The 12671-nt window shown below is 74.6% G+C and carries 7 protein-coding genes; 3 read left to right on the top strand and 4 right to left on the bottom strand.

Annotated features, from left to right (window positions below):
• Positions 1–456: 456 nt before the first annotated feature.
• Positions 457–1005 carry a MarR family winged helix-turn-helix transcriptional regulator gene (locus PV343_RS29210; RefSeq protein ID WP_319149994.1) on the bottom strand — a complete coding sequence of 183 codons (549 nt, stop codon included), beginning with the start codon at positions 1003–1005 and terminating at the stop codon, positions 457–459.
• A 134-nt stretch (positions 1006–1139) separates the two neighbouring features.
• Between PV343_RS29210 and PV343_RS29205 the strand changes: the two genes are divergently transcribed.
• On the top strand, positions 1140–2399 hold the full coding sequence (locus PV343_RS29205) for an MFS transporter (protein ID WP_319149993.1): 1260 nt from the start codon (positions 1140–1142) through the stop codon (positions 2397–2399).
• Between the two features lie 37 nt (positions 2400–2436).
• Here PV343_RS29205 and PV343_RS29200 read toward each other — a convergent pair whose 3' ends face one another.
• Together PV343_RS29200 and PV343_RS29195 are read right to left on the bottom strand one after the other, a co-directional pair.
• Positions 2437–4116: a SpoIIE family protein phosphatase gene (locus PV343_RS29200; protein WP_319149992.1), complete on the bottom strand. Its 1680-nt coding sequence runs from the start codon at positions 4114–4116 to the stop codon at positions 2437–2439.
• A 130-nt stretch (positions 4117–4246) separates the two neighbouring features.
• Positions 4247–5623, bottom strand: coding sequence for an NAD(P)/FAD-dependent oxidoreductase (locus PV343_RS29195; RefSeq protein ID WP_319149990.1), 1377 nt, complete (start codon positions 5621–5623; stop codon positions 4247–4249).
• A 382-nt stretch (positions 5624–6005) separates the two neighbouring features.
• Here PV343_RS29195 and PV343_RS29190 point away from each other — a divergent pair, with 382 nt between their 5' ends.
• Together PV343_RS29190 and PV343_RS29185 are read left to right on the top strand one after the other, a co-directional pair.
• A complete protein-coding gene (locus PV343_RS29190; protein WP_319149988.1) occupies positions 6006–6767 on the top strand; it encodes a TetR/AcrR family transcriptional regulator in 762 nt (253 codons plus the stop codon).
• A 258-nt stretch (positions 6768–7025) separates the two neighbouring features.
• Positions 7026–8963, top strand: coding sequence for a sigma-70 family RNA polymerase sigma factor (locus PV343_RS29185; protein WP_319149986.1), 1938 nt, complete (start codon positions 7026–7028; stop codon positions 8961–8963).
• Here the strand turns inward: PV343_RS29185 and PV343_RS29180 are convergent.
• Entirely contained in the window at positions 8950–12252 is a 3303-nt protein-coding gene (locus tag PV343_RS29180) for an ATP-binding protein (RefSeq protein ID WP_319149995.1), read from the bottom strand. The two genes, PV343_RS29185 and PV343_RS29180, sit on opposite strands and share 14 nt — an antisense overlap.
• Between the last annotated feature and the right edge of the window lie 419 nt (positions 12253–12671).

Raw genomic sequence — 12671 nt, 5'->3', positions numbered from 1 at the left:
TCACCCTCTCGGGCTTTCCTCCGGGCGCTTCCCTTCGGTCTTGCGTTTCCAAGTCTATCAGATCTTTTCTCGATCCGATTTCCTCGGTGCTTTCCAGGTCTTCGCTCTCGCGTTTCCCTTTCCGGCGGTTCCGACTCTATCAGATCCTTTCGGCGTCTGACTCCCAGTCAGGGGGGCTTGTCCTCGCGGCCGTTGGGCCGTTCCGACGTCTCAAACCTTAGCGGATCCGCTCGGCGATTCCCAATCGGGCCACCGAGTCCCTATTCGAATTGAATTCGGGCACGCCGAAATCAACCCGGTGAGGTGATCATGCTTGTGGTGTGAGTGCCGCTCGTAGCGGCTGAGGTGCTGCCGAAGAACCGTTACGGCCCCGTGGCAACCCGGAGAACTTTACGGATCGACCAGGGGCGTGTCAAGCATCGCCTGTCAAGATCTTTTCTGGCGGCCGGTCGCCGCTCAGTCGAGGTCGCTGAGCCGGCCGCCGGCGTCCGGCTGGGCGTCCTCCACCCGGCGCAGCAGCCTGGTCAGCACCTCTCCGAGCACCGCGCGTTCCCCGCCGGTGAGGTCCTGGAGGAGGTCCTCCTCGAAGACGGTCGCGAGGCGCATCGCCTCCAGCCACTTCTCCCGGCCCTCGGGAGTCAGCTCGACGATCACCCTGACCCGGTTGGACTCGTCGCGCTCCCGGGTGACGAGCCCCTCGGCGACCATGCGGTCGATCCGGTGGGTCATCGCGGCCGGGGTGAGGCCGAGCCGCTTGGCGAGCTCGCTGGGGCCCAGACGGTACGGGGCGCCGGACAGGACGAGCGCCTTGAGGACCTCCCACTCGGCGTTGCTGATGCCGAGGGCGGCCGTCTGGCGGCCGTACGCCACGTTCATACGGCGGTTCAGCCTGGACAGTGCCGACACGATCTTCTCGACCTGGGGGTCGAGGTCCTGGAACTCGCGCTGGTAGGCGGCGATCTGTTCTTCGAGCGTCGGCTCCGTGACGCGGGGGGTCTCGGCCATGGCCGCAGTATCGCACGGAGGGACTTTGCCTTGAAGTCCTTGCGTGTGTACTCTTTAGCTTCGAACTTTAGCTTCGAAGTCTTCAGGTCTAACTAGTGAGAGAGGTGAACGTGACCAGGGCGATGGTCGCAGCGATGCGCCGGATCCACGTGGGCAACGCACTCAGCGCATTCGGGCTCGGCTTCACGGTCCCCTACCTGTACGTCTATGTGGCGCAGGTGCGGGGGCTCGGGGCCATGACGGCGGGACTCGTACTCGCCGTCTTCGCCGTGGCCGCGCTGATCGTGCTGCCGTTCGCCGGCCGGGCGATCGTGCGGCGCGGCCCACTGCCGGTCCTGCTCACCGCTCTGGTCACGGCCGCTCTGGGGGCGCTCAGCCTCGGACTCGCGAGCAGCGCGGCGGCCGTGCTGCTGTCGGCGGCGGCGCTCGGTGCCGGGCAGGCCGTGATGCAGCCGTCGCTGGCGACGATGATCGTGGACTGCTCCACGGCGGACACCCGGTCGCGAGCGTTCGCGATGCAGTTCTTCCTGCAGAACCTGGGGCTCGGCGTCGGTGGCCTCATCGGCGGTCACCTGGTCGACACGACCCGGGTCTCCTCGTTCACGCTGCTGTTCGCGATCGAGGCCGCGGTCTTCCTGATGCTGGTCGTGGTGCTGGCGACGGTCCGGATGCCGCACTCCCCGCGGATCGCGGACGCGCCGGCCGCGTCGGCCGGGGGCAGCTGGAAGCGGCTGCTCGGGAACCGGGCGATGGTGCAGCTGAGCGTGCTGGGCTTCGTGCTGTTCTTCGCCTGCTACGGCCAGTTCGAGTCGGGGCTGAGCGCCTACGGTGTCGAGGCGGCCGGGATATCCACCTCCGCGCTCGGTACCGCGCTGGCCGCCAACACGCTGATGATCGTCGTCGCGCAGTTCGCCGTGCTGAAGTTCGTGGAGCGCCGGCGGCGCTCCCGGGTGATCGCCGCCGTGGGTCTGATCTGGGCGGTGGCCTGGGTGATCGCGGGGTACGCGGGGCTGGGTCACGGCAGCCAGGAGATGGCGACCGCCGCGTTCGTGTCGACGTACGCGCTGTTCGGGCTCGGTGAGGCCATGCTGTCGCCGACGCTCGCGCCGCTGGTGGCGGATCTGGCGCCGGAGGGCATGGCCGGGCAGTACAACTCGGCGTTCGCCCTGGTCAAGCAGCTTGCGCTGGCCGTGGGCCCGGCGGTGGGCGGGCCGCTGGCGGCCTCGCTGCCCGCGCCGTACGTCGTGACCTTCCTGCTGTTCTCGGTGGGTATCACCGTGCTGGCGCTGCGTCTCGGGCGGCAGCTGACCGCCGCGCAGGACCAGCCGTGGGCCGCCGCGAAGAGCCGGGTGGTCGCCCGGGGCGGGGCGCCCGCGGAGACCCTGGCCGCGTAGTACGGCGGGCCGCGGCGGCCGGCGTAGGGCGGTGCGGCTATCCCTTCGGCAGAAGGAACTCGCACCACACGGCCTTGCCACCGCCCGGGGTTCTTCGGGAGCCCCAGTGGGAGGCGATCGTCGCGACGATGGCGATGCCCCGTCCCGACTCGTCGCCGGGTTCCGCCCGGCGACGGCGCGGCAGGTGGTCGTCGCCGTCGGTGACCTCGATGATCAGCCGGCGGTCGGTGCGACGGAGCCGGAGCCGCATGGGCGGTGTGCCGTGCTGGAGGCTGTTGGCGACGAGTTCGCTCGTCGCCAGGACGCCCAGGTCGTGCAGTTCGGCGGGGAACCGCCAGCTCGTGAGCACACCGGAGGCGAACGCGCGGGCGCGCGGGGCGGCCTCCACGCCGCCGAGGAGTTCCAGGGCCGCGTTGCGGAACAGTTCGCCCTCGGGGCCGGTGCGGGCCGGATGCTGGAGGACCAGGACGGCGACGTCGTCGTCGTGGTCGGCGGTGACGCCCGCGGAGCGGACCAGACGGTCGCAGACGACCTGGGGGGTGCCGGTCGCCCCGGCCAGCGCGTGCTCCAGCGAGGCGATCCCCTCGTCCAGGTCCTCGTCGCGGCGCTCGACCAGGCCGTCGGTGTAGAGGACCGCGGTCGAGCCGGGGCCGAGTGCGATGGAGCCCGAGGCGTGCATCCAGCCGCCGGTGCCGAGCGGCGGTCCGGTGGGTTCGTCGGCGCGCGAGACCCGGCCGTTCTCGTCGCGGACCAGGATCGGCAGATGACCGGCCGAGGCGTAGACCAGGCTGCCCTCGTTCGGGTCGTGGACGGCGTACACGCAGGTGGCGATCTGGTTGGCGTCGATCTCGATGGCGAGGCCGTCGAGGAGCTGCAGGACCTCGTGCGGCGGGAGGTCGAGCCGGGCGTAGGCGCGGACGGCGGTGCGGAGCTGGCCCATGACGGCCGCCGCGCGGACGCCCCTGCCCATGACGTCGCCGATGACGAGTGCCGTGCGGCCGCCGCCTAGGGTGATCACGTCGTACCAGTCGCCGCCGACCGCGGCCTCGGTGCCGCCGGGCTGATAGGTCGCGGCGATGCGCAGGTCGTCGGGCTGTTCCAGTTCCTGCGGGAGCAGCGAGCGCTGGAGGGTGACGGCGGTCTCGCGCTGGCGGCGCTCGCTGGCGCGCAGACGTTCGGCGGCCTCGGCGTGGTCGGTGACGTCGGTGGCGAACACCAGCACACCCCGGTCGGCACGCCCGGCGCGGTCGGTGTCGCCGCCGTCGGCGGCGCCGGTCTCCGCGACCGGGGTGCAGGTGAACGTGTAGGAGCGGCCGTCGACGGCCTTGCGGGACTTCAGGGTGCGGGACTTGCCGCTGCGCAGCACCTGGTCCAGGAGCGGGAGCAGGCCGAGTTCGGCGAGTTCGGGGAGTGCCTCGCGGGCGGGTGCGCCCGGGGCGCGTGCGCCGAAGGCCGCCGTGTAGGCGTCGTTGACGTAGGCGATGCGGTGGTCGGGGCCGTGGACGAGGGCGACGAGGGCCGGGACGCGGTCGAGGACGTCGCGGGCGGGCAGTTCGTCGACGGCGGTCACGGACAGCGGGCGGTCGGCCGGGTGTTCGGCGCGGGCCGCGGGCACGGAGCCTTCCCCCCGCCGGTCGGTGGGGACCGCGGTCTCGGTCCGCGCTGCGGCGCGGCGCTGCGTTCCGGGGAGCCGGGCGCTCCAGCGCGTGAAGTTCACAGTGGGGAAAGCCTCGTGGGTGCTGTGGACGGGCAGGTGCCCGTCCGAGGACGTGGGGCAGTCTGGCAGGTGGCCGTCCGCGGCGATATCCGTCAGACGCCGGGGCGTGCCATGGAGTTCCTGGGACCGGTCAGGACGACCCCTTCGGGTCGTCCGACGGGTCGTGAGGAGGTTTGCCACCGGCCGCGAGTTCGAACTCGGCTCGCGGGTGTTCGAGTGAACCGAGCGAGACGATCTCCCGTTTGAAGAGCCCGGAGAGGGTCCATTCCGCCAGGACACGGGCCTTTCGGTTGAAGGTGGGCACCCTGCTGAGGTGGTACGCGCGGTGCATGAACCAGGCAGGGTAGCCCTTCAGCCTGCGCCCGTAGACCTGGGCGACGCCCTTGTGCAGGCCGAGGGAGGCGACGGATCCGACGTACCGGTGCGCGTACGTCTCCAGGGGTTCGCCGCGCAGCGCGTGGACGATGTTGTCGCCGAGGACCCCGGCCTGGCGTACCGCGTGCTGGGCGTTGGGCGCGGTGTCGGTGCCGGCCTCGGCGGCGGTGACGTCGGGGACGGCGGCGGCGTCCCCGGCCGCCCAGGCGTGCTCCACGCCGTCGACGGTGAGTTCGGCGGTGCACCGCAGCCGGCCGTGGGGGGTGAGCGGCAGGTCGGTGGCGGCGAGCAGCGGGTGCGGTTTGACGCCGGCGGTCCACACGACCGTGCGGGTGGGGAAGCGCTGGCCGTCGCTGAGGACGGCGACGCGGTCGGCGCAGGAGTCGAGGCGGGTCTCCAGCAGGACCTGGATGTTGCGGCGGCGGAGCTGGGTCACGGTGTAGCGGCCCATCGCCTCGCCGACCTCGGGGAGGATGCGGCCGGAGGCCTCCACGAGGACCCATTTCATGTCCTCGGGGCGGAGGTTGTGGTAGTAGCGCGCGGTGTAGCGGGCCATGTCCTCCAGTTCGCCGAGCGCCTCGACGCCCGCGTAGCCGCCGCCGACGAACACGAAGGTGAGGGCGGCGTCGCGGACGGCGGGGTCGCGGGTGGAGGAGGCGATGTCCATCTGCTCGATGACGTGGTTGCGCAGTCCGATGGCCTCTTCGACGGTCTTGAAGCCGATGCCGTACTCCGCGAGGCCGGGGATGGGCAGGGTGCGGGAGACGGAACCGGGGGCGAGGACCAGTTCGTCGTAGCCGATCAGTTCGGCGGCCCTGCCCTCCTCGGCGGTGGCGAGGGTGGTGACGGCGGCGGTGCGCACGGCGTGGTCGATGGAGGTGACCTCGCCGACGACCACGTGGCACCTGTCCAGGACGCGGCGCAGCGGTACGACGACATGGCGGGGCGAGATCGAACCCGCGGCCGCCTCGGGAAGGAACGGCTGGTACGTCATGTAGGGGTCGGGAGTGACGACGGTGATGTCGACCTCGCCCCGCCTGAGCTCCTGCTTCAACCTCCGCTGCAGACGCAGGGCCGTGTACATCCCGACGTAGCCGCCGCCGACAACCAGAATGCGCGCACGTTCCTTCACCGTCCCATGACGCACCCGGCGCTGTTGTTTGTCCACAGCCCCGGCAATTTGTGTGACCGGCGAGCTGGTGTGCGCAGGCCCGGGCGCGCCGTCCGGATGGGGAGGAACCGGGCAGGTCAGCACAGACGTACGGACGGGAGTGGGGGGATGGAATCCGGACATAAATGCCCCGTACTCCGATCGGGGGGCGCACTGTGCGGAACCTGCCCCTTCTGAATTGACTTCCTCTCAACTATGTTCGTGTGTCGACGGGGTGTAGGGAATGTGGTCGAACGGGTTCGCAAGGGTCGGTCCCGCTCGGGACCGACGCCGGTTCCACGCACTCCGGATTCAGTGGCGGGGAGAGTCTCCGGGGGGAGACGTCATTAACCGGGGGAAACACATGCATGTTCAGGACACTCATTGGTCGTCGGCAACCGCTCTCGCTACGGGCGGCCCGGCGGTGACCGCCGAGGCGGGCAACGGGCGCGCGGACGTGTCGCGTACGACGCCGCTGCGGGTGGACGCACAGCGCAATCTGGAGCACGTGCTGCGTGCGGCGCGTGAGGTCTTCGGCGAGCTGGGCTACGGCGCGCCGATGGAGGACGTGGCGCGGCGGGCGCGCGTCGGTGTCGGCACCGTGTACCGGCGCTTTCCCAGCAAGGACGTGCTGGTCCGGCGGATAGCCGAGGAGGAGACCGCGCGGCTGACCGAGCAGGCGCGGGCCGCGCTCGGGCAGGAGGACGAGCCGTGGTCGGCGCTGTCCCGCTTCCTGCGGACGTCCGTGGCGTCGGGGGCGGGCCGGTTGCTGCCGCCGCAGGTGCTGCGGGTCGGGGTCGCGGAGGAGGGCCAGGCCGGGCCCGCCGAGGAGGCCCGGGTGCCGCAGCAGCGGTCGCAGCCGGTCGTGTCGGGCCCGGGTGAGCTGCGGCTGGTGTCGGAGCCGGTCGCGGACCACGGCGGGGCCGACGCGCTGCTGGAGGTCGTCGGGCAGCTGGTGGACCGGGCCAGGGAGGCGGGCGAGCTGCGCGCGGACGTGTCCGTGGCGGACGTGCTGCTCGTGATCGCCACGTCGGCGCCCGCGCTGCCGGACCCGGCGCAGCAGGCCGCCGCGTCGGCACGGCTGCTGGACATCCTGCTGGAGGGACTCCGGTCCCGGCCGGCGTAGGCACCGGGGCCGCCGACGGGTTCGACCGTCCGTCGCCCGCGGTTCCCCCTTCGCCGTCCCACCGTCCCGCGTCCCTCCGTTCCGCCCACGGCGGCCGGGGGGCGCGGGCGTGGTGCCCGTTCGGGTGATGCGCGTGCGCGCGGGGGCAAGTCCGCCCGGACGAGTGGATGGTCGTGCGGGCGGGGCCCGGGCGCGGGGCGTTGTGGCACCCTGAGCCGGTGACGGGTTGGGCTGGTCCGGCGTCGGGGGCTGCGCACGATGGGCGTTGACGGGTGGGACGGGTCGCGCGGTGACGGTGACCCGGCGGAGGCCGGTGGGCTGACCTCGCCCCAGGTGCCCAGTCAGGGCGGCCGGGGCGGGACCCGGGCCGGGGCGCACGCCGACGGAAGCGTGCCCGCCCAGCGCGGACACGAGGCGTCGGCGGCGCGGCGGACGCCGCCCGCGGACGGCGCGTTGATCGAGCGCATGCGGGCGGGCGACGACTCGGCCTACGAGGAGCTGTACCGGCGGCACGCCGACGCGGTGCGCCGGTACGCCCGTACCTGCTGCCGTGACGCGCACACCGCGGACGACCTCACCGCAGAGGTCTTCGCCCGCATGCTGCAGGCGGTGCGCGGCGGCTCGGGGCCCGAACACGCCGTGCGCGCCTACCTGCTGACCTCCGTGCGGCGGGTGGCCGCGCACTGGGGCAGGTCCGCCCGGCGCGAGCAGCTCGTGGACGACTTCGCCGTGTTCGCCCAGCAGGCCGCCCACACCTCGGAGGCGTCCGACGACACCACCGTGGAGCTGGGCGCCGACGTGCGCGCCCTGCACCAGGCCGAGCAGTCCATGGCCATGCAGGCGTTCCGGTCACTGCCCGAGCGCTGGCAGGCCGTGCTGTGGCACACCGAGGTGGAGGACGAGTCGCCCAGCGAGGTGGCCGTCCTGTTCGGTCTCGACGCCAACGGCACCCGGGTGCTGGCGAGCCGCGCCCGCGAGGGGCTTAAGCAGGCCTATCTGCAGGCCCACGTCAGCGCCTCCCTCGTCGGCGACGAGGAGTGCGCCCGCTACGCCGACCAGCTCGGCGGCTACGCCCGCCGCAAACTGCGCGTCCGGGCCGAGCGGGGGCTGCGCAAGCACCTTGAGGAGTGCGCCAGGTGCCGGCTGGCGGCCGCGCAGATCGAGGAGGTCGCGAGCGGTATCCCGGGTGTCGTCCCGGTCGCGGTCATCGGCTGGTTCGGGGCCGCCGGGTACGCGAAGGCGCTCGGGATCGTCGCCGGTGGCGCCGGGGTGGGCGCGGCGGGTGCCGCGGCCGCTGCGGGCGGGTCGTCCGGGGGCGCGGGCGGCGGAGGCGGAGCGGCGGCCGCGGAGGGGCTCGGCGCGCCGGTGAAGGCGGGGATCGCGGCCGGAGTGGTCGCGGTGGCCGCCGCCGCGGTGGCCCTGGCCCTGGTGAACGACGGCCACCCGGCCAAGGAGGTGGCCGAGCCCGCGCCCGCCACGCCTTCCGCGTCCTCCGCTCCTTCCGCTCCTTCCGCTCCTTCCGCGCCGGGAGTCCACCGGCCGCCGACGTCGGCCCGCACGCCCGCGGCGCGGAAGCCCGCACCCGGACCGGCGGTACCGGTGTCGCGCCCGGCCCCGGCGGCGAAGCCCACCCCCACCTCCCAGGCCAGGCCCGGGCCGCACCGGACGCCGGCCCCGACCCCCGCGCCCACCGGCGCCCCCTCGCCCGCGCCCGAGCCGCGGCCCACGCCGACCCCGACGCCCACTCCCCCGCCGGCTCCCGTCGTCTTCGCGTGGAACGGACTGAGGTACGACGTCGGCGGGGACGGTACGAGGCCCGAGATGCGGCTGGGCGAGAGCAGCTGGGTGTGGCGGCGGTACGGGATGTCGGTCGCCGGCACGCGGTACGCGGGCGGTGTCACCGTGCACGGCCGGTCCTCCGTCACCGTCGACCTCAACCGCTCCTGCACGGCCTACGACGCCCTGGTGGGGGTGGACGACCTGGCCCTCGGGCTCGGCCGGGTCACCTTCTCCGTCTACGCCGACGGGGTGCGGCTGTGGCGGTCCGGGCCGGTCGAGGGGCACGACGAGGCCGTGCCCGTCCATGTCGACCTGGCCGGGCGCCGCACGGTACGGCTCGTCGTGGAGCCGCACCGCGACGTCTTCGCCCAGGCCGCGCTCGCGGACTGGGCCGCGGCCAGGTTCACCTGCCGCTAGCGCCTCGGCGCCCCGGTGACGCCCCCGTCGCCGTCGCCGTCAGTTCGCGTACGACGTCCCGCGCGGTGAGGGCCGCGCCCCGCGCCCGCTCGGCCGCGTAGCGGTCCGGGGACAGCGCGGCGCGGGCTCCGGTGTCCACCTGGGCAGCCCGGGTGCGCTCCGGTTCGGGGCGGGGGAGGCCGCTCCGCCAGTGGTCGGCGGCCGCGAACAGCCGGACGGCACCCGGCAGGTCGCCCAGGCGGGCCAGCAGGTCGGCCCCGACGTCCACCAGACCGGCCGTGATCGACTCGGCGCAGTGCCGCTCCACCGCCTCGCGCAGGGCCTCCGCCACGACCGGCAGGGCGGCCGCGGGTCCTGACTCGCCGGCCGTGATCAGGGCCTCGACCGAGCGCAGGGCGGCGACGTACTGCGGAGGCGGCGTGCCGGCCGCCGCGGCCGCGCAGGCCGTCCCGTACAGCTCGCGCGCGCGGGCCAGGTCGCCGTCCTGCTCGGCGATCCGGGCCCGCATGAGCACGACGAACGCCTCCGACTCGGCCACCCCGTACCGTTCGGCCGCCGTGCCTGCCTGGTCGAGGGAGGCGAGGGCGGCGGCCCGGTCGCCCGAGCGCAGGGCGATGTCGGCGAGCCGTGCCAGCAGGAACGGCGACTCGGCGTAGGCGCCCACCTCGTAGGCGAGGCGCAGCGCCTCCTCGTACTCGCCGCGCGCCTCGTCGAACCTGCCCCGCGCCATGGCCGCCTCACCGGCCGCGCTGCACACCTGCGCCCGCATCCAGCGGTCCCCGACGCGACGGCCGAGCGTCCGCAGCTCCGCCAGGTCCTCGTCCACGCCCCGCAGGTTGCCGGGCGAGTCGACGACCAGGTGCGCGCGGTACATGAGGGCGACACCGAGCTCCCAGTCACCGCCGTAGCGGCGGCAGTTCTCGACCGTGGCGGTCAGGTCGGGGCCCAGGTCGGCCGGGTCGCCCAGGTAGTAGGCGGTCAGCGGCCAGACGACGCCGGGCAGGCGGGCCGCCCGGGGACCGCCGTCCTCGAAGGCGGCCCGTACGCGCGCGAGGTACCGCTCGGCCCGTTCGTCGGCCGCGAGGTTCCCGGCGCTCGACTCCGAGGTCAGGAACAGGTCGAGCAGCCGCAGGTCCATGCGCAGCTCGTACAGCGGGTGCCCCGCCTGGCCGTCGGGTGCGGCGAGGAAGGCGCCGACCGGGTCCGCCGACTCCGCCAGCGGGCCCAGCGCGGCCGGGTCGGCGTCCGCGGGCAGGGCGTCCCGGGCGACGCCGAGGCGCAGCACCTGCCGCACCCGGTCCACCGCCTCCTGGCGGTAGTTGCGCAGCCACCAGAACCAGCCCATCGCCCGCACGATCGCGCCCGCCTCCGCCTCGTCGCCGGCGCGCACCGCGCGGTCCAGGGCCGCGCGGATGTTGTCGAGTTCGCCCTCCAGAAGCCGGATGCAGGGCAGTTGGTCCGCCGACCGCAGCCGCGGCTCGGCCTCCTCGGTGAGGGCGCGGACCCAGGCGCGGTGGCGTCGTTCGGCCGCCGCGCGCAGTTCGGGGACCTCGGCCGCGCGTTCGGTGGCGTACTCGTGGATGGTCTCCAGCATGCGGTAGCGCATGCCGGACGGTCGACCGGCGCCGTCCGGGCCGTCCTGGGCGTCCGCCGTGTCCGGGGCGGCCACGACGAGGGACTTGTCCACCAGGGCGCCGATCAGGTCCGCCGCCGGACCCGTGCACACGGCCTCGGCGGCCGCGAGGTCCCAGCCGCCGGCGAACACCGACACCTCGCGCAGCACCGTGCGCTCCCGCTCGTCCAGCAGGTCCCAGGACCAGTCGACCACCGCGCGCAGGGTCTGCTGGCGGGGCAGGACCGTGCGGCTCCCGGAGGTGAGCAGGCGGAAGCGGTCGTCGAGCCGGTCGGCGATCTGCCCGGGGGTCAGCAGCCTCAGCCGGGCCGCGGCCAGTTCGATGGCGAGCGGCAGCCCGTCCAGGCGGCGGCAGATCTCCGCCACGGCCCCGGTGTCGCCCACCGCGCCGGCGTCGGGGCGGACGGCCCGCGCGCGCTCCGTGAAGAGCCGGCGCGCCTGCTCCGGGACGAGGGGGTCGACCGGGCGCACCGACTCGCCGGGGACGCCCAGGGGTTCCCGGCTGGTGGCGAGGATCGTGAGCCCCGGGCACTGGGTGAGGAGGGTCTCGGCGAGGGTGGCGGCCGCGCCGATGACGTGTTCGCAGTTGTCGAGGATCAGGAGCTGTTCGCGCGGGGCGCAGTGTTCGACGAGCAGGGTGGTGGGGTCGGTCTGCGGCATCGCCAGGTCGTTGGCCAGCAGCACGGTCTCGCGCAGACCGAGCGCGCTGACCACCGCGCCGGGCACCGCCTCCGGCCGGTCGAGCGGGGCCAGCTCGACCAGCCATGCCTGGGGCAGCCCCGTGGCGGCCTCCTCGGCGAGGCGGGTCTTGCCCGAGCCGCCCGGTCCGGTGAGGGTGACGAGACGGGCCCTGTGCAGCTCGGAATGGATGGCGGCGAGTTCGGGTTCCCGGCCGACGAAGGAGGTCAGCCGGCGGCGGAGGTTGCCGGTGCGCTCGGGTGGCCGGGTGGGGGGCGGCGCGGGCGCGGGCGGCTGATCGCTCAGCAGCGAGGCGTGCAGGGCCTGGAGTTCCGGGCCCGGGTCGGTGCCGAGGGCGTCGGCGAGGGTGCGGCGGGCGGACTCGTACGCGGCGAGGGCGTCGGCCGGGCGGCCCGTGGCGCGCAGGGCGCGGACGAGGAGGGCCCGCAGGGACTCGTCGTAGGGGTGCGCGGTGGTGAGTTCCGTCAGTTCCGGTACGACGTCCTGGGCGCGGCCGAGGTCGAGGGCGGCGGCGGCGCGGGCGCGGGTCGCCTCCAGGTGCAGCGCCTCGGGGCGGGCGGCTGCGGTGCGGTCCGGGAGGTCGGCCAGGGCGGGGCCGTGCCAGAGGGCCAGGGCCTCGGTGAGGGTGCGGTGGGCGCCGGCGGGGTCGCGGGCGGCGAGCGCCCCGGTGCCCGCGCGGGTGAGGCGGGCGAAGACGTGCAGGTCCACGTCGTCCTCGGTCGCCTCCAGGCGGTAGCCGCCCGCGGCGGAGGAGACGGTGTCCCGGCCGAGGGTGCGGCGCAGGCGGCCCACGAGGGCCTGGAGGGCGGCGGGCGCGTCCTGGGGCGGCGCGTCCGCCCAGACCTCCTCGATCAGCGTTTCGGCACCGGCGGTACGGCCGGGCCGCAGAGCGAGGGCGGTGAGAAGCGCCCGCAGCCGCCGGCCGCCGAGGGGCAGGGGCACGCCCTGGTCGTCCATGACGCGGGCCGTGCCCAGGATTCTGTACCGCACCGGGTCATTGTCGCGGGGGGCCCGGGGCGGGGCCACGGTGTTTCGGTTCGGGGGTGTCCGGGGGCGCGGGCCGGGGCCGGGGCGACTTTGGTGGGCGGGGCGACCGCCACGCGGGGCCGGACGCCCGGTCGGCCGGGCCGACGGAGCTTGTGCCCACGTGCAGGCTGCGGGCGACTGCCACGACCGCGCGGCCCGGCGAACGGCCGGCGGACCCGGGTACCCGGGTCGGCGTGGCTGCCGTGGCCGGGCCGCTCGGTGGAAGGACGGCGGGGCCGGGTGACCGGGGGCAAGCCCCGGGCGGCTGCAGCGACCTCACGGCCTGGACGGCGGGGCGCCGACGGGCGGGCGCCGGAGGGGGGCGGCCGCCGCGACCGCGCGGCTGGGCC

The sequence above is a fragment of the Streptomyces sp. WI03-4A genome (genome assembly GCF_033792105.1).
GTDB classification, from domain to species: Bacteria; Actinomycetota; Actinomycetes; order Streptomycetales; family Streptomycetaceae; genus Streptomyces; species Streptomyces collinus_A.
This window is presented reverse-complemented; position numbering and strand designations above follow the sequence as displayed.